Source organism: Arenimonas oryziterrae DSM 21050 = YC6267 (genome assembly GCF_000420545.1).
GTDB lineage: Bacteria > Pseudomonadota > Gammaproteobacteria > Xanthomonadales > Xanthomonadaceae > Arenimonas > Arenimonas oryziterrae.
On record NZ_ATVD01000002.1, the window covers coordinates 458,769 to 483,613 of the forward strand.

The 24,845-nt window shown below is 65.7% G+C and carries 24 protein-coding genes; 13 read left to right on the forward strand and 11 right to left on the reverse strand.

All coding sequences use genetic code 11. The features are described 5' to 3' along the window. Positions 1-99: 99 nt before the first annotated feature. A complete protein-coding gene (locus tag G467_RS0106875; RefSeq protein ID WP_022968999.1) occupies positions 100-600 on the forward strand; it encodes a C40 family peptidase in 501 nt (166 codons plus the stop codon). A gap of 263 nt (positions 601-863) precedes the next feature. Further along, on the forward strand, positions 864-2,192 hold the full coding sequence (locus G467_RS15765) for a DEAD/DEAH box helicase (protein WP_022969000.1): 1,329 nt from the start codon (positions 864-866) through the stop codon (positions 2,190-2,192). Positions 2,193-2,258: 66 nt separating this feature from the next. Here the strand turns inward: G467_RS15765 and G467_RS0106885 are convergent, their stop codons facing one another. Then, positions 2,259-3,527 (reverse strand): dicarboxylate/amino acid:cation symporter, encoded by a 1,269-nt coding sequence (locus G467_RS0106885; protein WP_022969001.1) that lies wholly within the window; start codon positions 3,525-3,527, stop codon positions 2,259-2,261. A gap of 150 nt (positions 3,528-3,677) precedes the next feature. Between G467_RS0106885 and G467_RS0106890 the strand changes: the two genes are divergently transcribed. After that, positions 3,678-4,106, forward strand: coding sequence for a hypothetical protein (locus G467_RS0106890; RefSeq protein ID WP_022969002.1), 429 nt, complete (start codon positions 3,678-3,680; stop codon positions 4,104-4,106). Here the strand turns inward: G467_RS0106890 and G467_RS0106895 are convergent. Next, a complete protein-coding gene (locus tag G467_RS0106895; RefSeq protein ID WP_022969003.1) occupies positions 4,079-4,525 on the reverse strand; it encodes a CopD family protein in 447 nt (148 codons plus the stop codon). The genes G467_RS0106890 and G467_RS0106895 overlap by 28 nt on opposite strands. Before the next feature lie 135 nt (positions 4,526-4,660). On the opposite strand from G467_RS0106895, the gene G467_RS15770 reads away from it, so the two are divergent. Then, positions 4,661-6,592: a DEAD/DEAH box helicase gene (locus G467_RS15770; protein ID WP_022969004.1), complete on the forward strand. Its 1,932-nt coding sequence runs from the start codon at positions 4,661-4,663 to the stop codon at positions 6,590-6,592. A gap of 48 nt (positions 6,593-6,640) precedes the next feature. Here the strand turns inward: G467_RS15770 and G467_RS0106905 are convergent, their stop codons facing one another. Beyond that, a complete protein-coding gene (locus G467_RS0106905) occupies positions 6,641-7,480 on the reverse strand; it encodes a DUF4349 domain-containing protein (RefSeq protein WP_022969005.1) in 840 nt (279 codons plus the stop codon). A 160-nt stretch (positions 7,481-7,640) separates the two neighbouring features. On the opposite strand from G467_RS0106905, the gene G467_RS15775 reads away from it, so the two are divergent. The 5 genes from G467_RS15775 (at position 7,641) to G467_RS0106930 (ending at position 13,363) form a co-directional block, all read left to right on the forward strand. After that, entirely contained in the window at positions 7,641-8,312 is a 672-nt protein-coding gene (locus tag G467_RS15775) for a GntR family transcriptional regulator (RefSeq protein WP_022969006.1), read from the forward strand. Further along, complete coding sequence (locus tag G467_RS0106915) at positions 8,309-9,964, forward strand: S41 family peptidase (RefSeq protein ID WP_022969007.1); 1,656 nt, start codon at positions 8,309-8,311, stop codon at positions 9,962-9,964. The genes G467_RS15775 and G467_RS0106915 overlap by 4 nt, the downstream gene beginning before the upstream one ends. Position 9,965: 1 nt before the next feature. Further along, entirely contained in the window at positions 9,966-11,120 is a 1,155-nt protein-coding gene (locus G467_RS0106920) for a tetratricopeptide repeat protein (protein WP_022969008.1), read from the forward strand. Between the two features lie 69 nt (positions 11,121-11,189). Beyond that, a complete protein-coding gene (locus G467_RS0106925) occupies positions 11,190-12,194 on the forward strand; it encodes an NADP-dependent oxidoreductase (protein ID WP_026802444.1) in 1,005 nt (334 codons plus the stop codon). Continuing rightward, positions 12,191-13,363 (forward strand): BaiN/RdsA family NAD(P)/FAD-dependent oxidoreductase, encoded by a 1,173-nt coding sequence (locus tag G467_RS0106930; RefSeq protein ID WP_026802445.1) that lies wholly within the window; start codon positions 12,191-12,193, stop codon positions 13,361-13,363. The genes G467_RS0106925 and G467_RS0106930 overlap by 4 nt, the downstream gene beginning before the upstream one ends. Positions 13,364-13,373: 10 nt before the next feature. Here the strand turns inward: G467_RS0106930 and G467_RS0106935 are convergent, their stop codons facing one another. Continuing rightward, entirely contained in the window at positions 13,374-13,985 is a 612-nt protein-coding gene (locus G467_RS0106935) for a hypothetical protein (RefSeq protein ID WP_022969011.1), read from the reverse strand. Positions 13,986-14,124: 139 nt separating this feature from the next. Between G467_RS0106935 and G467_RS0106940 the strand changes: the two genes are divergently transcribed. After that, positions 14,125-15,912 (forward strand): acyl-CoA dehydrogenase C-terminal domain-containing protein, encoded by a 1,788-nt coding sequence (locus tag G467_RS0106940; protein WP_022969012.1) that lies wholly within the window; start codon positions 14,125-14,127, stop codon positions 15,910-15,912. A 211-nt stretch (positions 15,913-16,123) separates the two neighbouring features. Here the strand turns inward: G467_RS0106940 and G467_RS15780 are convergent, their stop codons facing one another. Then, the gene (locus tag G467_RS15780; protein WP_022969013.1) at positions 16,124-16,657 is read right to left on the reverse strand and encodes a DUF1415 domain-containing protein; all 534 of its coding nucleotides are present in this window, start codon (positions 16,655-16,657) and stop codon (positions 16,124-16,126) included. An 89-nt stretch (positions 16,658-16,746) separates the two neighbouring features. Then, positions 16,747-18,048, reverse strand: coding sequence for an NADH:flavin oxidoreductase/NADH oxidase family protein (locus tag G467_RS0106955; RefSeq protein WP_022969014.1), 1,302 nt, complete (start codon positions 18,046-18,048; stop codon positions 16,747-16,749). 115 nt (positions 18,049-18,163) lie between these two features. On the opposite strand from G467_RS0106955, the gene G467_RS0106960 reads away from it, so the two are divergent. After that, entirely contained in the window at positions 18,164-18,553 is a 390-nt protein-coding gene (locus G467_RS0106960) for an MAPEG family protein (protein ID WP_022969015.1), read from the forward strand. 74 nt (positions 18,554-18,627) lie between these two features. Here the strand turns inward: G467_RS0106960 and G467_RS0106965 are convergent, their stop codons facing one another. Then, positions 18,628-19,524 (reverse strand): sensor domain-containing protein, encoded by an 897-nt coding sequence (locus tag G467_RS0106965; RefSeq protein ID WP_022969016.1) that lies wholly within the window; start codon positions 19,522-19,524, stop codon positions 18,628-18,630. After that, a complete protein-coding gene (locus G467_RS0106970; RefSeq protein WP_022969017.1) occupies positions 19,524-19,889 on the reverse strand; it encodes a PadR family transcriptional regulator in 366 nt (121 codons plus the stop codon). Before G467_RS0106970 ends, G467_RS0106965 begins: the two co-directional genes overlap by 1 nt. A 144-nt stretch (positions 19,890-20,033) precedes the next feature. Here G467_RS0106970 and ygiD point away from each other — a divergent pair, with 144 nt between their 5' ends. Continuing rightward, complete coding sequence (ygiD, locus tag G467_RS0106975) at positions 20,034-20,822, forward strand: 4,5-DOPA-extradiol-dioxygenase (protein ID WP_245559041.1); 789 nt, start codon at positions 20,034-20,036, stop codon at positions 20,820-20,822. Between the two features lie 46 nt (positions 20,823-20,868). On the opposite strand, the gene G467_RS15785 is transcribed toward ygiD, so the two are convergent. From G467_RS15785 to G467_RS0106990, 3 genes are all read right to left on the reverse strand, one after another. Further along, complete coding sequence (locus G467_RS15785) at positions 20,869-22,812, reverse strand: glycoside hydrolase family 44 protein (protein WP_022969019.1); 1,944 nt, start codon at positions 22,810-22,812, stop codon at positions 20,869-20,871. A gap of 186 nt (positions 22,813-22,998) precedes the next feature. After that, positions 22,999-23,388, reverse strand: coding sequence for a TfoX/Sxy family protein (locus G467_RS0106985; RefSeq protein WP_022969020.1), 390 nt, complete (start codon positions 23,386-23,388; stop codon positions 22,999-23,001). Continuing rightward, positions 23,385-24,152 carry a class II aldolase/adducin family protein gene (locus tag G467_RS0106990; protein WP_022969021.1) on the reverse strand — a complete coding sequence of 256 codons (768 nt, stop codon included), beginning with the start codon at positions 24,150-24,152 and terminating at the stop codon, positions 23,385-23,387. The genes G467_RS0106985 and G467_RS0106990 overlap by 4 nt, the downstream gene beginning before the upstream one ends. A gap of 69 nt (positions 24,153-24,221) precedes the next feature. On the opposite strand from G467_RS0106990, the gene G467_RS0106995 reads away from it, so the two are divergent. Next, positions 24,222-24,815 (forward strand): class I SAM-dependent DNA methyltransferase, encoded by a 594-nt coding sequence (locus tag G467_RS0106995; RefSeq protein WP_022969022.1) that lies wholly within the window; start codon positions 24,222-24,224, stop codon positions 24,813-24,815. The last annotated feature ends 30 nt before the right edge of the window (positions 24,816-24,845 follow it).

Here is a 24,845-nt window from a genome sequence, read left to right on the forward strand (position 1 = left end):
TGACTCGGCGTCGGCGATGGGGCAAACTCGCCCGTGATGAGGGACGCGCATTATCCGCAGCCAACAGCCTGGACGCCAGTTTTCCGGGCTTTTTTCCTGATGTGGCTCGCGCTGCAGCTGGGCGCGTGCGCGACGACCGGGGGTTCGGCCACCGGCGGCGGCGACTCCCAGGCCTATGGACTGGGCGAGGACTCCTACCGGGAACCGGGGGCCTTGGCCGCTGTTTCCAACGATGTGCTGATGCGCGCCATCGGCCTGGTCGGCATTCCCTACCGCTACGGCGGCACCTCGCCGCAGGGCGGTTTCGACTGCAGCGGCCTGGTCGGCTTCGTGTTCAAGGACGCGGCCGGCCTCTCGCTGCCGCGCAGTACGCGCGAGCTCATCGACATCGATGCGCCCAAAATCGACCGCGATGACCTGCAGCCGGGCGATCTGGTGTTCTTCAATCCGCGCGGCGGGCGGGTCAGCCATATCGGCATCTATGTCGGCGAGGGCCGCTTCGTGCACGCTCCCGCCACGGGCGGCACCGTGCGCCTGGACTCGCTCGAGAGCACCTATTGGCGCAAGCACTACGTCAGCGCCAAACGCCTGCTGCACTAGGCCCGCGGTCGTCGTCTGAACGCGCATTCACGCGCAATTGGCTAATCGCCGGCCCTTCCTGTAGGATGCGCCCCGTTTGCAGCACCGGCTTCGTTTTCCCCGGTCGCCAAAGCCGATTTACACAAGCTTGCTTCTCGAAGCGCGCCCCCGGCCCAAGCCCACCCCGCACGTCACGCTGCGCAAACACGCCACTCTGGCGTCACTGATTTATCAAGCTCGCAGCGCGGTTTTTGGGAACGCTCCGGGTACAACGGAGCATCATCATGTCTTTCGAATCGCTCGGGCTTTCGCCCGCGCTGGTCCGCGTGCTGTCGGAAATCGGCTACACGCAGCCCACCCCCATCCAGGCCGAGGCCATTCCGCTCGCCCTCGCCCGCCACGATCTTCTCGGCGGCGCCCAGACTGGCACCGGCAAGACGGCGGCGTTTTCGCTGCCGCTGCTGCAGCGTCTGTCGGAAACCGCGCCGGCCTTCGGCGGCCCGCGCCGCATTCGCGCCCTGGTGCTCACCCCGACGCGCGAACTCGCGCATCAGGTCCATGAAAGCCTGCGCACCTACGGCAAGCACCTGCGCCTGAACTCCACCGTGATCTACGGCGGCGCCGGCATGAACCCGCAGCTCGACGCCCTGCGTCGCGGCGTCGACATCCTCGTCGCCACGCCCGGCCGCCTGATCGATCACCTCGAGCGCGGCAGCGTCAAGCTCGGCGACGTCGAAGTGCTCGTGCTCGACGAGGCTGATCGCATGCTCGACATGGGCTTCCTGCCCGCGATCAAGCGCATCCTCAACAAGCTGCCGGCGACGCGCCAGACGATGCTGTTCTCGGCGACGTTCGAGGAAGCAATCAAGAAGCTCGCACTGGAATTCATGCGCAATCCGCGCCAGGTCCAGGTCGAGACGCAGAACAAGGTCGCCAACACCGTCACCCATCGCGCCCATCCGGTCGATGGCGCGCGCAAGCGTGACCTGCTGATCGACATCCTCAGCCAGCGCTGGCAGGAACAGATCCTCGTGTTCGGCAAGACCAAGCACGGCTGCAACCGCCTGTCCGAGCAGCTCGAGAAAGCCGGCATCACTTCGGTCGCCATCCACGGCAACAAGAGCCAGTCGCAGCGTCTGAAAGCTCTGGCCGACTTCAAGTCGGGCAAGGCGCGCGTGCTCGTCGCGACCGACGTCGCGGCGCGTGGCCTCGACATCCCGCTGCTGCCGCTGGTCATCAACTTCGACCTGCCGATGGTCGCCGAAGACTATGTGCACCGCATCGGCCGCACCGGCCGCGCCGGCGCCAGCGGCGAAGCGATTTCGCTGGTCTCGCCCGACGAAGGCGGTCTGCTGCGCGCGATTCACCGCGTGCTCAAAGCCGATATCGAAATGGTGGAAGTCGAAGGCTACAAGCCCAGCCGCGGCATCCGCATGGGCAACGACAACGCTTCTGCCGGTCGCCCGGCCGGTCAGCGTCCGCCGAGCCGTCAGCGCCGTCCGCATGCCGACCAGGCACCGCGTCACGCCCACGCCGGCGCGAAAGCGCACCCGGCCGCGGATCGTCGCGAACGCCGCAGCGTCAACGCACCGCGCGCGCCGCGCGGTCTGTAAACGCATTGCCACCAAGCAAAAAGGCCGCGAAAGCGGCCTTTTTCTTTGCTGCGACGACCCTCGCGCTCAGGCGTCCGCTTCGCCCAGGCCGACTTCGTTCTCGTCGCTGTCGTACACCGCCTGGTCCAGCAGGCCGGTCTCTTTCGCGACCAGCACGGGCACCAGCATCTGACCGGTGACATTGGTCATCGTACGCACCATGTCGAGTACGCGATCGATCGCGATGATGTAGCCGATGCCTTCGAGCGGCAGACCGGCCGCACTCAACACCAGGGTCACCATCACGATCGCCGTGCCGGGCACGCCGGCCGTGCCGAAGCTGCCGAGCACCGACGCAAGCAGGATGGTGAAGTACTGCGACAGCGACAGGTCGATGCCGAAATACTGCGCGACGAACACCGACGTCACCGCCGGATAGATCGCGCCGCAGCCATCCATCTTGATCGTGGCACCCAGCGGCACGGCGAACGCGGCGTATTCGGATTTCACGCCGAGGTTGTGCACGACGCTGCGCAGCGCGACCGGCATCGCCGCCAGGCTCGAGGACGCGACGAAGCCCACCTGCATGCCCGGCCACGCGCCGCGCAGGAACTTGATCGGGTTCAGGCCGTGCGCCAGCAGCAGGCCGCCGTAGACGAAAACGATATGCAGACCGCAGGCCAGAAACAGCGTGAACACATAGGTGCCCAGCGGCAGCAACTGGCCGAAACCGAAATGGCCGACCAGGGCGGCGATCAGTCCGAAGGTGCCGATCGGCGTGACTTCGAGCACGAAGCGCGTCACCTGCACCATCACCGCGCTCGCTTCGCCGGCGAGCTTGCGCAGGCTGGCGGTTTTTTCGCCGAGTTTGACCAGGGCAAAACCGACCAGACCGGCGAAGAAAATCACCTGCAGGATCTTGCCTTCCGCGAGCGCCTTGAAGGGATTCGCCGGCAGCACGTCCAACAGCACCTGCACGACGGTGGGCACTTCCCGGACCGTGTAGTCGGAAGCGAGGCTCAGTCCGGTCACGCCTTGGCCCGGGCCGATCAACAAGGCCACGGACAGGCCGACCGCAACCGCGAGCGCCGCGGTCAGCGCGAACCACGCGAAGGTGCGTCCGCCGAGGGCCGCGACGGACTGCTGTCCGTGCAGGCTCGCCACCGCATTGATGACCGCGAAGAACACCAGCGGCGTCGCGATCATCTTGATCAGGGTCACGTAGGCCGTGCCCAAGGGCTGGAACCAGGTCGCGGCCGGTTCGCCGAGCGCCCAACCCGCGAGCGCACCAAGCACGAAGGCGCCGACCACCCGTTGCCAGAAAGGAATGCGCAGCCAGCGGGACAAGAGATTCACGGCGAGAGTCCGGGCGGAAGACCTCGAGTATCTGGGCAGCTGGCGACGCCCTCAAGTGCATTCCGGCGAACACAGTGTCCCGAATGGGCTTGCCTTCACGCCGGCCAGCGACGATGCTCGCGGCATTCGGCCGGCGGAGAGCTCTCGATCATGTGGCGCAATCTGTTCGCACTGGTGTCGGGCGTATTCGGCGCGATGATCGTGATCACCTTCATCGAACTGATCGGGGCCAAGCTCTATCGCGCGCCCCCGGGTTTCGATTTCAAGGACCCGGCAGCCGTCGCCGCCTTCGTGCACAGCATGCCGCTCAGTGCCGAACTGCTGATCGTGTCGGCCTGGTGCCTGGGCGGTTTCGCCGGGGCGTTCGTCGCCGCGCGGCTCGCCCTGGGCTACAAGACCGCGCTCGCGATGCTGATCGGCGTGCTGATCGCCGTCGGCACGCTCGCCAACGCCCAGTCGATTCCGCACCCGACCTGGATGGTCGTCGCCGGCGTGATCGGGCCCGTGTTGCTGGCCTGGCTAGCGCAGTGGCTGGTGCAGAAGCGGCAGAATCAGAACGGCTTGGCCAGCACCAGATAAATCACGCCCAGCAGCAGAAACACCGGCAGCTCGTTGAGGATGCGCAGGGTTTTCGCCGACGGCAGGGCGCCACCGGCCGCGGCGCGTTTGAGCATGCGCCCGCATACGACGTAATAGCCCATCAGCAGGACCACCAGGCCGAGTTTGGCGTGGATCCACTTCATGCCCGCGACGACATTGGGCAGGGCATCGGTGAACTTGAAGCCGAGCAGCAGGATCAGGCCGAGGAGGAAGGCCACGCCGAACATGTTGTGGCCGAAGCTGTACAGACGCTTCCCCATCAGCAGCAGACGCTCGCGCACGGCGGGCACGTCGCCGGCCTCGGCCAGATTGACCAGGATGCGCGGCAGGTAGAACACCGTCACCATCCACGCGATCACGAACAGCAGATGGAAGCTCTTGATCCACAAATAAGCCATGCGCTTGCTCCAAAAAGTGCCGGCAGCATGCCATGCCCGCCCCCGTTCCAGGCGTCAAGCCGGGTGAAGGGGTAGAATACGCCCCCATTCCTCCCCGCCCGGCCGTCAGCGCCCCGGCGCTACACGAGACATCCCATGACTTCCGAGACGGCCGCGAACGCGCCCTCCGCTGCACCCGCGGTCACTTTCCGCGATCTGGCCCTGGCCGACACCCTGCTGCAGACCCTGACCGACCTGGGGTATGAAGCACCGACGCCGATCCAGGCCGCCACCATTCCGCTGCTGCTCGCCGGCCGCGACGTCCTGGGCCAGGCCCAGACCGGTACCGGCAAGACCGGCGCGTTCGCGCTGCCGCTGCTGACGCGCCTGGACTTCAAGAAGAACAAGCCGCAGGTGCTGGTGCTCGCGCCGACGCGCGAACTCGCGATCCAGGTCGCCGAGGCCTTCCAGAGCTACGCCGCGCATATCCCCGGCTTCCAGGTCCTGCCGATCTACGGCGGCCAGAGCTATGGTCCGCAGCTGTCGGCCCTGCGCCGCGGCGTGCATGTCGTCGTCGGTACGCCCGGTCGCGTGATCGACCATCTCGACAAGGGCACGCTCGACATCTCCCAGCTCACCACGCTCGTGCTCGACGAAGCCGACGAAATGCTGCGCATGGGTTTCATCGACGATGTCGAAAGCATCCTCAAGAAGACGCCGGAAAGCCGCCAGGTCGCGCTGTTCTCGGCAACGATGCCGTCGGCCATCCGCCGCATCGCGCAGACCTACCTGAAGGATCCGGCCGAAGTCACCATCGAGGCCAAGACGCGCACTGCGGACAACATCAAGCAGCGCTTCTGGCAGGTCAGCGGCCTGCACAAGCTCGACGCGCTGACGCGCATTCTGGAAGCCGAACCGTTCGATGCGATGATCGTGTTCGCGCGCACCAAGCTGGCCACCGATGAACTCGCGCAGAAACTGCAGGCGCGCGGCTTCTCCGCCGCCGCGATCAACGGCGACGTGCAGCAGGCACAGCGCGAACGCACGATCCAGCAGCTCAAAGACGGCAAGATCGACATCCTCGTCGCGACTGACGTCGCCGCACGCGGCCTGGACGTCGACCGCATCAGCCACGTGCTCAATTACGACGTGCCTTACGACACCGAGAGCTACGTGCACCGCATTGGTCGTACCGGCCGTGCCGGCCGCAGTGGCCAGGCGATCCTGTTCATCGCCCCGCGCGAGCGCAACATGCTGCGCTCGATCGAACGCGCCACGCGCCAGCCGATCGAAGCGATGGAGTTGCCGACCGTCGAAGCGATCAATGACGTACGCATCGCCAAGTTCAAGTCGCAGATCACCGAGACCCTCGCCAATGGCGAACTCGGCCTGTTCCAGCGCCTGATCGAAGATTACGAGCAGGCGCACAACGTGCCGGCGGTGGAAATCGCCGCTGCGCTCGCCAAGATGTTCCGCGGCGACGTGCCCTTGCTGCTCGAAGCGCCCAAGCATGCGCCGCGTCCGGCCTTCGAAAAGAACGAGCGCAGCTTCGAGCGTCCCGAACGTGCCGAGCGCGCGCCGCGCGGCGATCGTCCCGAGCGCAGCGAACGCGGCGAGCGTCCGGCGTTCCCGAAAAAAGAGCGTTCCGCGCACAAGCCGCAGGACGGCATGGACACCTTCCGCATCGAAGTCGGTTACGACGACGGCGTGAAGCCCGGCAACATCGTCGGCGCGATCGCCAACGAAGCGGGACTGGAGAGCAAGCACATCGGCCGCATCGAGATCTTCGAGGACCACAGCCTCATCGATCTGCCGTCGGGCATGCCCGCCGACGTGATGCAGCATCTGAAAACCGTCTGGTGCGCCGGCCAGCAGCTGCGCATCACGCGCGATGGCGACGCGCCGGACAATGCCGGCAAGAAACCCTCGGGCGGCCGCCCGCCGTTCGCGGGCAAGAAGTCCTTCGGCGACAAGAAGTCGTTCGGCGATCGTCCGCCGTTCAAGGCCAAGCGCGATTTCAAGGACAGCCCGCCCGGCATGGGCAAGCCCAAGCCCAAGCCGCATCGCAAGGGTCCGGCGTCGGAATAACGACGACAGCTCCCTCCCTCTCCCTTTGGGAGAGGGTTGGGGTGAGGGCTAGCTCCCCTTGCCGCGCCGCCTTGCAATCCAGCGCACGATCACGAACACGGCGCCCGCAAACAACGCGAACGGCAGCAAGGCCCCGACCAGGATAATCAGGGCACCGAGGCTGGAATCCCAGATGCTGCCCAGGCGACCAAACGCCTCCCGCGTCGCCGACGCCTCCGTCATCGTCACGCCCTGCGCATTGAAATGCAGGGTCAGCAGGTTCGTGCGGATGCGGCGCTGCTGTTGCGCGGCTTCCTGTTCGACGCCTTGCAGCTCGGCTTCGATCGTCGCCTGCTGCTGACTCAGCGCGATCAGGTCTTCGACCTTGATGTCCTTGCGCGCCATGATCTCGGCCAGCTTCGCGTGCTGCGATTCCAGGCGGGCCTTGCGCAGGCCGTTGTCGCGCACCGCGTCGGCCAGGTCTTCGGCGGTGGTGCTGCGCTGACCGACTTCGGCGCCCTCGGCGGCGAGTGCGACCAGGGGCTCGATGGCCGAAGGAATCGCGCGCAATTTCAGGTTACCCGACGGTGAATCGCCAGCCGTCTGGTCTTCGCCGAGCACATTGCAGGCACCGAATCGCTCGGCCATGCAGGCCGCGCGCACCTTGCCGATGCGGGCCGCGATGTCCTTGCCGCCAGACCAGATCGTCACTTCGTGCTCGTAGGCCAATTGGCTGCCGGCCCGGTTGTCCTGGCCTTCGACGGTCGCCGCTGCCGGCGCGACGGAGAAGCCTTCCGCAGAAGGCGCCGCCTCGGAGGCCGATTTCGAGCAGGCGGACAGTCCGCCCCCCAGCGAGGCGAGGACAAGAAGCGACCAGACCGTCGCGTAATACCGCGGAAATTTGCGCATAGATCCCCCAGACAAGGAATCCGCAGGGTATCCCAGATTTTCCTGCAGGCCCAAAGACCTCCTTTCCGAACAATCGCTTACAGCAAGCTTCTACCAGCCTGAGCCCGGATTCAGAAAAATCCAGTTGACTTCGACATTTTGCATATTGTATACAATATGCATGATCGAACAACGCCAACCCCTGCGCCGCGACGTCACCACCGAGGTCCTGGAGCGCCTGCTCGCGGGCCACCTGCCGGTCGGCCGCGTCAACGAATCCGAACTCGCTGACGATATCGGCGTCAGCCGCACGCCGCTGCGCGAAGCCCTCGTCGTCCTGGAACAACGCGGGCTGATCGACTCGGCCATGGGCCGGGGCTTCCTGGTGCGTCCGCTCAATCGCGAAGAAGCCGGCGAGCTCTATCCCCTGCTGTCCGTGCTGGAGCCCTTCGCATTCCGCCTCAGCGCCGACGAACTACGCCGGCAAGCCCCGATCCTGCGCGGCATACTTTCCGACATGGCCGTCGCCTACAGCCCCGATGCCCTGCTCGCCCTGTCCGGCGAATGGAGCCATGTGCTGGTCACCGCCTGCCCGAACAAGAAACTGCGCAGCATGCTCGAGGACCTGCACCGCCTCGCCGCCCGCTACGAACGCGCTACCCTCGAACGTGGCTTCGCCGTCGAAGCCGCCCTCGGAAAACACGAGGCGATCGTCGATGCGCTGGAAACCGGCGACGTCGAACGCGCCTGCAGCCTCGTCGCCGAAACCTGGAACGACTGCCTCGCCTCCCTGATGCAATGGCTGGAGCCCGCGCCGCCGATGCCGGTCCGGAAGCGCCGGAGTCTGCGATGAAAACCCTTCTCTGCATCGCGCTGCTGATGCTCGCCGGCAGCGCTCCTTGCCTGGCCGCGATGCCGCCGGAGGAAGCTGCCCGTTTCCGCAAGGACCTCGACTATCTCGCCGACGAGCTGCCTAAGCGTCACGCGAACCTGTTCCACACCACGTCACGCGAAACCTTCGCCGCCGAAGTCGCGCGCCTGCGCACGCAGCTACCCACGCTCGATCGCGGCGACGCCATCGTCGGCCTGGCGAAGATTGTCGCGCTCGCGCGCGACGGCCATTCGGCGCTGTTCCTGCTGCCTTTCCCGGGCATGAAGGCGATCGAGGGCATCCATCCGATGCCGATCCAGCTCTACGACTTCCCCGATGGCTTGCGCGTGATCGCGATCGACAAGGCACACGCCAACTTGCTCGGCGCGAAGCTCGTCGCCGTCGGCGATGTCCCCGTGGAAGAAGCAACGCGCCGCGTCGCCGATCTGGTGCCGCAAGACAACGCGATGGGCGTGCACGAATACGTGCCCTACTACCTCGCCCTCGCCGAAGTCGCTTCCGCGCTGGCGCTGTCGAAGGACGCGACCGGTGTCGACTACGTGTTCGACACCGGCAAAGGGCGGCAGAAACTCCATCTCGCACCGATGGCCGTGCCCGCCGACAGCGGCTGGGTGACGCGACTGCGCACTTTGCCCGGTCCGCGCGCAGCCTGGGTCGCGGCCGGCGACAGTGCCACGACGCCGCGCTGGTTGGCCAACGAGGAGCAACCCTGGTGGTTCGAAGTCTGGCCCGACGGCACCGTGTATGCGCAGATCAACGCGATGCATGAAACGCCTCAGGCGCGTTTCGCCGATTTCGCCGAGAAACTATTCGCGGCGGTGCCCAAGGACGGCAACTCGCACCTCATCCTCGACTTGCGATTGAACCGCGGCGGCAATGGCGATTTGATCTGGTCGGTTATCCACGGCGTGATCCGCCACGACGCGATCAATCGTCCGGATCGCCTGTTCGTGTTGACCGGGCGCCGCACTTTCTCCGCCGGGCAGATGTTCGCCAATGGTCTGGAAAAGCACACACACGCCACCTTCGTCGGCGAACCGACCGGCTCGAGCCCCAACCACTATGGCGAACTCGGCCAGCTGCCGCTGCCGGAAACGAAACTCATGGTGTTCTATTCGCAGCTGTATTGGCAGCACAGCGCCACCGACCACCGCGCGTGGATCGCGCCGCGCCTCGCCGCACCGCTGCAGTACGCCGATCTCGCGGCCGGTCGCGATCCGGCGATCGCCGCCATCGCCGGCTATCGTCCGCTGCCGAAAGCGCGCGAGGTCATGGGCGCGTTGATCGAACAGGGACAGACCGCGAAGGCGATCGCCGCGTTCCGCGGAACGATCGCCGCCCAGCGCAATCCCTGGGCCAATCTGTTCGAGAAGGATCTCAACAACTACGGCTATTCCTTGCTGGAAGAAAAAAAGACGGACGCCGCCGTCGCCGTGTTGTCGCTCGCCGCCGAGCTCTACCCCGAGTCCGCCAATGCCTGGGACAGCCTGGGCGAAGCCTGGCTGAGCGCCGGCGTGCGCCACCGCGCCGCCTATTGCTACGCCCGCTCGCTGCGACTCAACCCCGACAACCCCCAGGGTCGCGACACGCTCGCGTCCATCCTTGGAGAATGAAATGAAACGCCTGCTCGTCCTCGTCCTCGCCGCCCTCTGCGCGCCAACTGCCGCCGCGCAAGTGAGCGCCTTTTCCTATCGCGCCGAGCGCGCCCCCGCCCCCGGCACCGTCTGGCACTACACCAAGTCCAATCGTGACGGCAGCAAACCCTGGCATCTGGACGCGTACATCGCCTCGCCCACGCGCATCACCGTGGTGAAATGGGTCGAGGGCGCCAGCGACTTCGTCGAAGTCACCGCCGACCTGTCCCTCGCGCAGGCGATGCCGGTCAACCTGCAGCAATGGAATACCGCCGCACACCGTCGCGAACCGAAGCTGTACGCGAGTTCCACCGACGGCAAGACCATGCACGCGGTACTCGCCGACGGCCAGACCTTCGACCTGCATGCCGCACAAGGGCCGCTGAACTTCTGGGGTTTCGATCTCATGGGCGTGGCCTTCATGCTGCCGCACCTGGCCGATCCGACCAAAGCCTTCGAGATGAGTTTCATCAACACCAACCAGCCCGGCACGCACGGTCAGCCGCTCGATGTCGATGTCGTACGCTTCGAGCCAGCGGGCATGGAAACCATCGAAGGCGTGGCCTGCCGCAAGTTCAAACTGACCGGTCCGCTGTTCGGCGACCAGACCGGCTTCGTCTGGATCGACGCCAGCACGGGCCGCCTGGAACGTGCGGAACACGCCGTGCCCACGAGTACCGACTGGAGCGACTGGCGACTCGACCGCGTGAGCTCGGAAACCATGGACGGCATCGCTTGGGAGAAATTCAAGCTCGGTCTCGCCGACGCGCAGGCGGGCGGCGGCGGCACGCGCTCGGCCGCAGGCGCGATGAAGACCGCCTACGACAAGGCCGGCATCGCGGCGGCTTTCGAGGCCGGGGAACAGTTCAAGCGCGACAGCCTCAAGGCCTTCGAGGGCGACCTCAACACCTTCGGCTATGCCCTGCTGGGCTTCGGCAAGAACGAAGACGCGCTGGCAGTATTCCAGCGCGCGGCCCGCGACTATCCGCAATCGGCCAACGCCTGGGACAGCCTGGGCGAGGCGCAGGCTGCCGCCGGCCGCAAAGCCGAGGCGATCGCCAGCTATCGCAAGTCGCTGCAGCTCGATCCGGGCAACGACAACGCGCGCAAGCAGATCGAGGCCCTCGCGAAATAATCCCGCCGCGTCGCGCATCGGCGGCTCCGGGCCCGGCATAATCGCCGCATGCCCCGTCCGGAGATCGTCATGAGCACACCGCATCGCGCCCTGCACCTCGCCTCCCGTCCCGAAGGCCTGCCCAAGGACAGCGATTTCGAACTGCGCGAGTCCGCGCCGGCGGCCCTGGCCGACGGCCAGATCCGCATCGCGGTGAAATTCCTGTCGATCGATCCGGCGATGCGCGTGTGGATGACAGAAGCGAAATCCTACTGGCCGCCGGTCGGCCTGGGCGAAATCATGCGCTCGGCGGGCATCGGCGAAGTCGTCGAATCCAAGAACGAGAAATTCCCGGTCGGCGTCTGGGTCAGCGGTATGACCGGCGTGCAGGATCAGCTGGTGTCCGACGGCAAGGGCATGCAGCGATTCGACGCGCAACGTCTGCCGCATCCGGGCTGGGCCTTGAGCGTGTTCGGCGCCACCGGCCTGACCGCCTACTTCGGCCTGATCGAGATCGGCACGCCCAAGGCCGGCGAAGTGCTGGTCGTCTCCGCCGCCGCGGGTGCGGTCGGTTCGAACGTCGTGCAGATCGGCAAGGCCCTGGGCATGCGCGTCATCGGCATCGCCGGCGGCGCCGACAAGTGCGCCTTCGTCAAGGATACGCTCGGCGCGGACGAAGTCATCGACTACAAGAACGAAAAGATCTCCGACGCGATCAAGCAGCACTGCCCGGACGGCATCGACGTGTACTTCGACAACGTCGGTGGCGAGATCCTCGATGCGGTGCTCAAGCGCCTGAAGCTGCGCGCGCGCATCGTGCTGTGCGGCGGCATCTCGCAGTACAACGCCACCGGCGAAACGCGCGGCCCGGCGAATTACCTGTCGCTGATCTCCGCGCGCGGCAAGATGGAGGGTTTCGTCGTGATCGACTACCTGCATCGCGCCGAGGAAGCGATCACCGCGATGGCGCCGTGGGTGCAGGCGGGCAAACTGACCAGCAAGCTCGATATCGTCGAGGGTCTGCCGAACTTCGCCGAAGCGCTGCGCCGTCTGTACACCGGCAAGAATTTCGGCAAGCAGCTGGTGCAGATCTGACCGACGTCATCGTCATCGGCGGCGGTGCCGCCGGCCTGATGTGCGCGCTGGCCGCCGGCCAGCGCGGCCGCCGCGTGCTCGTGATCGAGCACGCCAACCGCTGCGGCAAGAAAATCCTGATGTCGGGTGGCGGCCGCTGCAATTTCACCAACACCGGCACGAGCCCGGCGAACTTCCTGTCGGCGAACCCGCATTTCTGCAAATCGGCGCTCGCGCGCTACACGCCGGCGCATTTCATCGCGATGGTCGAACGCCACGGCATCGCCTATCACGAAAAAGAACTCGGCCAGCTGTTCTGCGACGAGTCGTCCAAACTCATCGTCAAGATGCTGCTCGACGAATGCGCCGCGGCCGGCGTGCGCATCGAAACCAGTTGCGGCGTGGACAAGGTCGCGACCGCCGCCGGCGGCTATCGCGTGCAGACCGCACGGGGCAATTTCGACGCGCCGTCCCTGGTCATCGCCAGCGGCGGCTTGTCGATCCCGAGCATGGGCGCGAGCGGCTTCGGCTACGAGATCGCGCGACAGTTCGGCCACACCGTGCTGCCGACGCGCGCGGGCCTGGTGCCGCTGACACTCAGTGGCAAGCACCAGGAAAACTACGCCGATCTCGCCGGCGTCGCCCTACCGGTCTCGGCGCGCTGCGGCAAGGCGCAGTTCGACAACGCCATGCTGATCACCCACCGCGGCCTCAGCGGCCCGAGCATCCTGCAGATCTCTTCGTACTGGGAGCCGGGCAAGGAGCTGCTGCTCGACCTGCTGCCGCAGCACGATATCGAGGCATTTCTGTTCGAACGCCAGGCCGCGCAACCGGGGGCGGAGCTGAAAACCGTGCTCGGCGACGTGCTGCCGAAACGCTTCGCGCAGCGGCTGTGCGAGGTCTGGTTCACGAACAAGCCGATGCGCCAGTTCGTGCATGCGGAGATCCGCGCGATGGCGAAACTGCTCGCGCACTGGCCGATCGTGGCCAGCGGCACCGAAGGCTATCGCACGGCGGAGGTCACGCTGGGCGGTGTCGATACCGACGGCCTGTCGTCGTCGACGATGGCCTCGAAACTGTCGCCGGGATTGTTCTTCATCGGCGAAGTCGCCGATGTCACCGGGCACCTGGGCGGTTACAACTTCCAGTGGGCCTGGGCATCGGGTCAGGCCGCGGGACACGCGGCCTGACCCGGCGTACTTACATGCCGATCATCGCGTTGCCCATGCTCTTGGCGATCAATTCCTTGTGCGGGCGCACCAGCTCGACGTTGGCCATGTTGACCTCGCCCTTGAGCTGATCGGGAATCGCGTCCATCGAGGCATACGGGAACGCGGCGTACACCTGTTCGCGCACCCAGTCGTACTCGGCTTCGGAAACGCCAGCAGCGTTGAGCCCGTCGACCTTGATCTGCTGACCTTTCGCGACCAGGGCCGACATCTCGGTGATCAAGGCCATGCCCTCGGTCGCGGTGGGTTCGCGGCCTTCGGCCTTCGCCTTGGCTTCGAGCGCCTTGCCCTTGGCTTCGAAGCCAGCGTATTCGCCGGCCATCTTCGCCTGCAGCTGCGTCTGCACGTTGACGAACATCGTCACCTGCGCGGCCGTCAGCGTGCCATCGGCGGGCGCCGTGTACGGGCTCTTGTTTTTCACCTGCGCGCTGACCTCGGCGATCTTCGCCATGTCCTGCACCGCCGACAGCCCGTTGCTCGCCGAGGCCCACATCGGTCGCACCACGAACCAGTAAGCCAAGCCACCGCCCACCACGAGCAGCAACAGACCCACCACGAGACAACCGATCAGACCCTTTTTCATGACGAACCCTCGAATGATTGAACCAAGTGTGCAACACGCGGCGCGATTTTGCTTCCGGACAGGCCGGGGCCGGCATTCGCCAAACCGGGCCGACATACGCTAGAGTACGGACTGGCCGCTACCGCTGTCCGGAGTCCTCATGCCCAGCTACACCGCGCCCCTGCGCGACATGCGTTTCGTGATGTTCGAACTGCTCGATGCCATGACCGAGCTCAAGACCCTGCCCGCACACGCCGACCTCGACATCGACACCATCGATGCCGTGCTCGAGGAAGGCGCGCGCTTCGCCAGCCAGGTCGCCTTCCCGCTCAACGGCATCGGCGACGTCGAAGGCTGCACATTCCATGGCGACGGCGTCGTCACCACGCCCAAGGGCTTCAAGGAGGCCTACGCGCAATTCGTCGAGGCCGGCTGGCCGTCGCTGAGCTGCTCGCCCGATTTCGGCGGCCAGGGCTTGCCGGTGCTGCTCAACAATCGCCTGTACGAAATGCTCAATTCCGCGAACCAGGCCTGGCTGATGTATGCCGGCCTTTCGCACAGCGCCTACGAATGCCTGATGACCTTCGGCACCGACGAGCAGAAGCGCGTCTATCTGACCAAGCTCGTGTCCGGCCAGTGGACCGGCACGATGTGCCTGACCGAAGCGCACTGCGGCACCGACCTGGGCCTGCTGAAAACGCGTGCCGACGACAACGGCGACGGCAGCTACGCCCTGACCGGAACGAAAATCTTCATTTCTGCCGGCGAGCACGATGTTTCCGAGAACATCCTGCATCTCGTGCTCGGCCGCCTGCCCGGCGCACCCGCGGGCGTGAAAGGCATCTCGCTGTTCCTGGTGCCGAAATTCCTGCCCGACGCGAATGGCGACGTCGGCGCCCGCAACACGATCCGGGCTGGTTCGATCGAACACAAGATGGGCATCCACGGCAACGCGACCTGCGTGATGAACCTCGACGCCGCGAAAGGCTGGCTGATCGGCGAACCGAACAAGGGTCTCGCGGCGATGTTCGTGATGATGAATTCCGCGCGCCTGGGCGTGGGCATGCAGTCGCTGGGCATCGCCGAGACCGCGTACCAGAACGCGCTCGCCTATGCGCGCGACCGCCTGCAGGGCCGTTCGGCGACCGGCGCGAAGCAGCCGGAAAAGCCTGCCGATTCGATCATGGTGCATCCGGACGTGCGACGCATGCTGCTGACCTGCAAGGCCTACACCGAAGGCGGCCGCGCGATCACGACCTGGGCCGCGCAGCTCACCGACCGCCATCTCTATCATCCCGATGCGAAGGTCCGCGCCGAGGCCGACGAGCTGATCGCCTTCGTCACGCCGATCATCAAGGCCTTCATCACCGACAACGCCTTCGAGACCAACAATCTCGCGCTGCAGGTGTTCGGCGGGCATGGCTACATCCGCGAATGGGGCGTCGAGCAGTATGTGCGCGACGCCCGCATCAACATGATCTATGAAGGCACCAACGGCATCCAGGCGCTCGACCTGCTCGGCCGCAAGGTGCTGCACGACCAAGGCGCACGACTGCGCTTGTTCGGCGGCATCGTCAAGGCCTTCGTGGAGGAACAGGCAGACAAGCCCGAGATGCGCGAATTCGTCGGACCGCTGGTCGCGCTCGGCGAAGAAGTGAGCAAGCTCAGCACCGAGCTCGCGATGAAGGCGATGACCGATGCCGACGAAATCGGGGCCGCGTCCGTGCCCTATCTGCGCGTGGTCGGCCATCTGGTGTACGCGTGGCTGTGGGCGCGCATGGCACGGGTCGCGCTGGACAAGCTCGATTCGGGCGATGATTTCTACAAGGCCAAACTCGCGACCGCGCGTTTCTACTACGCGAAGCTGTTGCCGGAGACAGCGTTCCAGTTGCAGGCGGCACGCGCGGGTGCGAAGTCGTTGATGGAACTGGATGCGGCGTTGTTCTGAGGGCTGAAGAGCTTCCCCTCACCCCGGCCCTCTCCCCTCGCGGGGAGAGGGAGTCGACTGCCGAAGCAATCCTTCTCCCCACCGGGGAGAAGGTGCCCCAACGGGGCGGACGAGGGGCGCATCACCAGCGAAAGCTACGCACCCTTCATCAACAACCCGACCGCGAGCAAGGTCAAGGCCACGGCCAGCATCAAGCGTACGCGTACCGTGCTCATGGCCGTCCGTCCGGCCACAGATCGCGCCAACCGTCCTTGCCGAGCTTGTGCAAGGTCTCGATGTTGCGCTCGTAGATGTCGCCGGCTTCCGGAAACGCGGCGACCGCCTTCGCTACGCTCGTTTCGCGCAGCAGATGCAGGGTCGGGTATGGCGAGCGGTTGCTGAAATTGCCGACGTCGTCGAATTCGGTATCCGCGAACTGGTAATCCGGATGGAAACTCGCGACCTGGATCTCGCCGTCGAGTTCGAGCTCCGACACCGCCGCGTCGGCGACGTCGAGGAAATCGTTGTAGTCCAGGAAATCGGTCAATACGTAGGGATGGATCAGCAGGGTCGTCTCGATCTCGTCGGCATTCGCGTCGTAGAGCGACTGCAACTCGTGCAGCAGATCGGCGAGCAGGCCTTCCTCGTCGGTGGCGTCGCTGACGACATAGCGGACTTGTCGCTTGGCGTGCACGGCTTTCGCGAACGGGCACAGGTTCAGGCCGATCACGGCCTTCTCCAGCCATTGCTGCGTCCTGGCGATCATGGCGTCGTGCGATTCCACGGAGGGTCCTTGCGGGCAGCGTCTTGCGAGGCCCAGTGTAGCCCCGCCGCGCCCGCGACCCAAGCGGCGGGTCAGCGCCGCAGCGCGACTGCCCGCGAGAGATCGTCCCACCAGTAGCGCAGGAACGAGCGCAACACGCCGCGCCCCAACTGCACCGGCCGCCCGGCCGCGAGTCGGTCCATCTGCTGGTAGTACCAGCCCTGGGCGCCGAGCACATTGATCATTTTCAACAGCAGCACCGGCGTCGTCGGCGACAGCCAGCCGCGTTCGCGCAACACGAGCTTGTGTTCGAAGGCCGGCAAGGCGTCGATTTCGCCGGCCAGCAGTCGCCGTGCGGTGTCGGGATGCGTGCAGAACGGCCGCGCCAGACCAATCAGGTCGGTACCGCCTTCGGCGAGCGCGGCCTCCATGCCTGCCCGCGTGCGAAACCCGCCCGTGACCATCAGCGGCATCGTCGCGACTGCACGGATCGCCTGGGCGTAGTCGAGAAAATACGCCTCGCGCACCCGCGTGCTCGCGCGCACCGGCAGCGCATCGTCGGCGCGCCCGGCGACGCCGAGCAGACGCGGCTGTTCGTAGTTGCCGCCGGAAATCTCCAGCAGGTCGATGCCCTCGGCGTTCAGCAGCTGCACCACGCCCAGGCAATCCTCGTGGCTGAATCCGCCTTTGCGGAAGTCGTCAGAATTGAGTTTGACCGCCACGGGGAAATCCGGCCCGACCGCCTGCCGCGTCGCACGCACCGCCTCGAGCAGGAAGCGCGCGCGGTTCGGCAGCGAGCCGCCCCAGCGATCGTCCCGGCGATTGGTGACCGGCGAAAGGAACGAGCTGATCAGATAGCCATGCGCGCCGTGCACTTGCACGCCGGTGAAACCGCACTCGCGCGCGATCTTCGCGACGTGGCCGAAGCGCGAGATGAAGTCGACGATTTCGTCCTCGCGCAGCGCCCGCGGTCGCGCATAGTTGCCGAGCAGGTCCAGCTGCACGGCGGACGGCGCCACCGGCTGTCGCGTCGCGTAACGCGGCGATTGCCGGCCCGCGTGGGAGATCTGCATCCACAGCTGGTTGCCGGCCACCGTACCGGCCTTTGCCCAGCGCGCGAGCGCCGCGCGTGCTTCGCCGTCGACGCTGGCAGCATGGGTGACATCGATCGCGACATTGCCCGGGCGTTCGATCACGTGCCGGTCGATCATGACATTGCCCGTCACCAGCAAGCCGGCCCCGCCTTCGCTCCAGGCGCGATACAGACGTTCGTGCTTGTCGGTCGCCCGCAGTTGCGCATCGCCGAGACCTTCGGTCATGGCGGCCTTGCACAGGCGATTGGGAAGCACGACACCACAGGGGAGACGGAATGGCTCAGCCAGGGCATCGGTCATCGCGGGTTTCTCGGCAGGATCAGCGCCGACCATAACGCAATCGCCGCCCGCGGTCGTTGGCGAGTTCCGCCGCAGGGGATAGAGTATCGGCCACTCTTCTGTTCCGGACGACTCCATGCATCTGCACGCTGCGCTGATCACCGCCCTCAACGTCGTCCTCATTTTCGTCGCCATGCTCCTGGTCGGTCGCGCGCGCGGCCGCTCGGGCATCGAGGCGCCGGCGATCACCGGCGATCCGGGTTTCGAACGCGCGTTCCGCGCCCACCAGAACACGCTCGAACAGACGATGATGTTCTTGCCGGTGCTGTGGCTGGCCACGCTCTACAGCAACGAGAAGTACGCCGCGTGGCTCGGCTTCGCCTGGCTGGCCGGTCGCCTGTGGTACGTGTTCGGCTACATCCAGGACGCCGGCAAGCGCAGCGGCGGCTTCCTCGTCGGCTTTCTCGCCTTCGCGCTGCTGACGCTCATGGCGCTGTGGGGCATCGGCAAGCAGCTGCTCGCCTGACCGACCGAAAACTCCCGGCTCCAATGAAAACGGGTGGCTTGCGCCACCCGTTTTTTTTGCGCCGTCTCGCCGGCTCAGGCCGCCGACTGCACCAGCAGATGCTTGGCCAGCAAGGCATGCACGCGACCGATACCGCGCGCGATGTGCAGGGTCAGCACGAACATCACCACGCCCGCTGCGATCGTCAGGGGCAAGGTCCACAGCGGCAGGCGGAAATACCAGTCGCCGATGCTGATCGTGCCGTGATGATTGAACAGGTCGATGACCGGAATCGCGGCGACACCCGCCGACAGGCTGATCGCGACCGTGGCGAAGGTGAAATACGCCACGCCCAGCGGCTGCATCATGACCATGTAGATCATCGACGACCAGGTGCGCGGGTCGGTGAACAGGGTTTTGATGCGCGCCATCATCGACTGGTCGCGATCGGTGTACAGCGGCCGGCGCGGCATGCGTTCGCCGAGCATCGCCTCGACCAGACGGCCTTCGACCAGCGAAATACCGCGCACGCTGGCGAAGAACAGGATCGCGACCGGAATACCGATGATCAGGATCGCCAGGCCCAGCGACAGGCTGATGCCGGTTACCGCCCAGGTGAAATACAGCGTGCCCGTCGCCAGCGACAACAGCATGTAGAACAGCGAGGTGTACGCGCGCGGATCGGCCAGCACGCCGAAGAACTTGCCCGGCAAGGAGCGGTGTTCGCGCTTCGGTGGCGGGCGCAGGGCCTGCACGACGGTGCTCTCGGTCTGCCGATAGATATCGGCGACTTCGTCGGGCGCGCCGTAACTGGTGGCGATACTCGCCAGCAGCGTGGCCTCGTCGACGCCCGGTTGCGCGGCGAGTTCTGAGCGCAGGTATTCCTCGGCGTCGTAGAGCGCATCCTGCAGCAGGGCCGGATCGGCGCCGGCCAGTGCCTGGCGCAGCTGGTCGAGGTACTCGGGGATGGTTTTCGGGGTCGTGGCGGTCATCACGGGTTCCTCTCTTGCAGCACGGTATCGACAAAATCGCGGGCGGTGTTCCATTGCTGGACCCAGTCTTCGAGCACCTGTTGCCCGAGCGGGGTGATGCGGTAGTAGCGACGCGGTGGTCCGGCGACCGAGGGCTCGACTTCGCTGGCCAGCAGGCCGGCGCCGTCGAGATTGCGCAGCACCGGATACAGCGCGCTTTGCTTGCCGCTGAGGAAGCCTTCGCCATTGCGCTCCAGGCGCTTGGCGATCTGGTAGCCATACATCGGCTCGCCGGCCTGACTGAGCACCGCCAGCAGGACCAGGGACACCGTGCCGGTGCTCAGCTCCTTCTGGAATTTCTTCACATGGGACTCGATCTCGGTCATGGGACCTCCCGCAGCACTAACGTGGAGCGAACAGTAGTACGAACTTAACTATAGCGAACCTGCCATAAGTCACGCCTCGCCCGACTGCCCTTCGCACCGGCCCCGGGAGTAAGGTGGCGAGGTGACCGAAACCCGAGGTGGGTGATGAGCGTAGCGGCTGGTGCGGGCACGATGCCCGTCGTGTTCCTTGGGCATGGGTCTCCGATGAACGCCATCGAGGACAATGCCTACCGCCGCAGTTGGCAGGCGCTGGGCAAGCGGCTACCCCGCCCCAAGGCCATCCTGTGCGTCTCGGCGCATTGGGAAACGCGCGGCGTGTACGTGACCGCGACCGAAAAGCCGGAAACGATCCACGATTTCTACGGCTTTCCGAAAACCCTGTTCGACGTGCGCTATCGCGCGCCCGGCAGTCCCGCCCTCGCCCATCGCGTCGCCGAACTGCTCGCCGGCGTGCGCGTGCATCTCGATGCAGGTCGCGGCCTGGACCACGGCGTCTGGTCGGTGCTCGAACCGATGTATCCCGAGGCCGATATTCCGATCGTGCAACTGAGCTTGTCGATCCTGCAGCCTGGCGCCTGGCACTACGATCTGGCCAAGGCGCTCGCGCCCTTGCGCGATGAAGGCGTGCTCGTGGTCGGCAGCGGCAATATCGTGCACAACCTGCGCCTGTTCCGCTTCAACGATCCGACGCCGTACGACTGGGCGCTGCGTTTCGACGAGGAAATCGCCGAGCGCATCGAACAGGATCACCACGAAGGCCTGCTCGGCTACGAGACCCTCGGTCCCGATGCGCTGCTGTCGATCCCCACGCCCGAGCACTACCTGCCCTTGCTGTACATCCTGGCGCTGCAACGCAAGGGCGAGCGCGCGAGCTTCTTCAACGAGGAAGTGACCGGATCGATTTCGATGCGCTCGGTGGTCATCGGCGCCTGAGCGGCCAGTACGGCGAGCCCGGGGGCCGCGCACTGAGACCTAGGCGTCAATCGGTGCGCTGACGACGCAAGGTCGCGGTCGGGCGGGCCGGCGAGGTCGGCGGCGGATCGAGGTAACGCGTCGGCAGCGGGATGCGATTGTTCGAGCACACGCTCGTTCCCGCATTGCACACGACATACACCGGCTGCAGGCCGAATACGACCTTGTCGGAATAGCTGCCGCTGTTGTCGACGGTGGCGCGCTTGACGCCATCGCGGAAAATATCAACCTGCGGAGCGCCGCCGGCCCAGCGCAACAAGGCATTGGGCTGGATGCCCCGCCCCAGGCGGGCCTGTTCGACCGTAAGGTTGGCCGGCGCCGCGACCGCGAGCACGAACAGCGTGATGCTCTGCGCGGGCAAGGACGCGGTGATCGCATTGCCGGCCACGCTCGCATCGGCCAGATGCGCGATCGTATTGGCCGAGGTGAGCTGCCACACCTGCACCGGACCGGCAGCCGCGTAGTTGGCCAGGCGCAGCGTCACCGGTGTGGCGCCGCTCAGCACTTTCGACACGACCATGATCGTCAAGGCGGCGTCGCTTCCCCGCGTCGCGGCGAACACCGATACCTTGTCCGGATCAGGCGCGAGTGCCGACACCGAGATGTCGCCGAAGCCGTGCAAGGCACCGTCGTAGTTGCGATACATCTTCATCGCCTTGTACGTCGGCGAGTTGGTCGCGGGCGTCGTCCAGCGCGCCGCCATGTCCAGACCTTCACGGCCGAAGATGCCGTAGACGTCAGCCTGCGTCGTCGCCCCGTTGATGTGCCCCTCGGCGCCCCAGTTGTATTCGGTGATCGCGGTCTGCAGGCCGGGATAGTTGCCCGACACCCAGGCCTTCATGCGCGGAATCAGGTTGATCTTGGCATTGATCCAGGTCGTGTCCGTGTAGTTCGGATCCCACAGGGAGCGCGTGGACCGGTTGCGCAACTGCTGCATGGACGTCGAGACGTCGTCACTGAATTCGCCGCCCTGCGGGTAGTAGTGCAGCGAGAACACGTCGAGCAGACGCTTGCCGTTCGCGACTTCGTACTGGCGCAGTTGATCGAGCAGCCAGGGCATGTAGTCCTTGTTGCCGTGCGCCTCGCGGTCGGGATAGCAGCACCAGCCGTGGGCAGCGCCGTATTGCTGGTCGTAGCCGGACCAGAAATAGCCGCTCCAGCCCCATTCCTCGGGGCCGACGACGATCGCGCCCGGATCGAGCGTCTTGATCATCGCGGCGTAGTCGATCATTTTCTGGCGCATCTCATCCATGGTCGGACCGACCGGATGCACGTCGCGGTGCGTGGATTGCCAGATGCTCGGTTCGTTGTCGAGCAGGTAATACTTGAGGCCGCCGCTCGCCGACGCCCCCCACTTCGAAATCAGATGCTGCACCCAGAGCTGCTGGAACGACACGCCGGCGGCGACATTGGCATCGTTCGGATCGTTGACCACATTCTGGCCCGTGCTCTGCAGCACGCCATTGCCCGCATCGGGATACCACTGCCAGTCGTTGCCGGTCTGAGCGCCATACTTGGCCTGCGAAAAACTGGCGAGGCGCCCGCGATTGGCGCCGAGCTTGGCGACCCATCCCAGCATCGGGATCGTCAGCATCGGCTGCGCATTGCCGGCACGCGTACCGCTGATGAAGGTGTCGCCCTGCTCGCCGGCAGTCGCGCTGGACTCGGCCAGACTCTGGAAATACCAGTCGAAGCCGCGATTGGCGGCATTGAGCTGCCAGTTGTAGCGCGAACTGGTATTACCGCCGGAGCGATTGAGCGGCGCATTCAGATCGGCGAGCTGCGCGGTGCTCGCGAACGCGACGCCATAGATGTTGGGATTGATCGGGCGCCGGTTGGCGTTCGCGTCGATGTCGACGGTGATCGCCGGATTGTCGGCCAGCGCCGCCGTCGGCGCGAGAACGGCGGCGACGAACAGGATACGACGAAGGCACAAGGACAACGTGCTCATGAATCACCCCCGGCAAGAACCGACAAGCCCGCGTATCGATGGTCCGGCCGCCTGATCGGTGATTCCGATTCGAGTCGCGGCCAACAGACGCCGGATCATGCTCGGCCTTCGCCCGGCCTCGGTCAAGCCGACCCGGTATCCCGTTCAGCCGGCACTGCGCTGCGCTTCAGGAAACACGGGGCCGCACTAGGCTGACGGTGTGCGCTTGCGCTTTGCCGCCGTCGCCTTCACGCGTGCCGCTTTCTTGGCCGGCTTGCGCAAGGCAGCGGCAATCGCCAGCTTCGCCCAAGGACGCATTTCCTCTTCGGAATCCATCGCCGCTTCCGGCGCGCTCCAGTAGCTCATCTCGACCGGCTTGTCCTTGCCTTCGTACACGAACGGCGCGCAGCCGGCCGCGTCGAACTGTGCCCGCGTTTCATCGTCGACCTTCAGATACAGGCGATTGTCGATGACGATCGCGAAGAACACGCCGCCGCAATACACGCCGTGGCCCCCAAACATGCGCCGCGTGCTGATCGCCCCGAGCGGATCGAGCAGTTCGTGCAGGTAGTCGATGAACCCGTCGTCGCGTTTCATTGCCGGAAACTGGCGTCGAGGCGGTCGAGCTTGCGCAGCAGTCCGGGCCAGGCGAGCTGGCCGCCGAGATTCTTCGTCACCTGCATCGCCTGCTGCTGCGCCGTGGCCACGATCATCGGATGCACCTGGACGAGTTCGCCGCCGCCGCTTTGCGCGCGCAGCTGGATCGCGCAGGTGGTTTCGAACAAGTACATGGCCAGGAAAGCGTCGGCGATCGTCGCGCCGACCGTAAGCAGGCCGTGGTTGCGCAACATCAGGAAAGTGTTGCTGCCGAGGTTCGCGACCAGACGCGGTTTCTCCTCGTCGCGCAGGGCCACGCCTTCGTAGTCGTGATAGCCCAGGCTGGACAGCACGAAGATCGACTGCTGCGACAGCGGCAGGACGCCGCCCTTCTGCGCCGACACGCCGATGCCGTTGACGGTATGCACATGCAGAACGCAACCGACATCGTGACGCGCCGCGTGCACCGCGCTGTGGATGGTGAAACCGGCCGGATTCACCGGAAACGGCGAATCGCCTACGATATTGCCATGCAGATCGACCTTGACCAGGCTGCTCGCGGTGATCTCCTCGAACAGGGCGCCGTAGGGATTGATCAGGAAATGTTCGTCCGGCCCGGGCAGCTTCGCCGAGATATGCGTGAACACGAGATCGGCCCAGCCATGCAGGGCGATCAGGCGATAGCAGGCGGCGAGATCGACGCGCAGCTGCCATTCCTCGGCGGATACGCGGGACTGCACCTCGGGACGGACCAGAGCATTCATGAGGCACCTTTGCGCTGACGAAACCAGGCAATGACTGTACTCTCCCGCCAGCCCCCTGCCGAGCGGACCATGAGCAAGATCTACGACGACCGCTATTTCGATCGCTGGTACCGCGAACGCGGCCTGCACAGCCCGGCGGCGCTCGCACGGAAAGTCGCCATGGCGGTGGCGATCGCCGAGTACTACCTGCAGCGTCCGATCCGCAGTGTGCTCGACGTCGGCTGCGGCGAAGGCGGCTGGCGCGCGCCCCTGCTCAAGCTGCGCCCCAAGCTGCACTACCAGGGCGTGGATTCGAGCGAATACGCGGTGCGCAAATACGGCCGGCGCCGGAACCTCGCGCTCGCCACGTTCGGACAGCTGGAACAATTGCGCTTCGGCCAGCCGGCCGATCTGCTGGTGTGCTCGGACGTGCTGCACTACGTGCCCAATGCCGAGCTCAAGCGCGGCCTCGCCGGTTTCGGCGAACTGTGCGACGGCGTCGCTTTCATCGAGCTCTACACCCGCGATGACGCGATCGTCGGCGACAAGCACGGATTCCTGCCGCGCCGCGCCGCCTGGTACCGCGCCCAGTTTGCGACCGCGGGGCTGCGCGCCTGCGGTTCGCATGCGTACCTGAGTCCGCATCTGGCCGGCCAGGCCTCCGCACTGGAAGTCCCGGCCTAACAACGGGACACCGGCGCGGGCTGTGGCAGA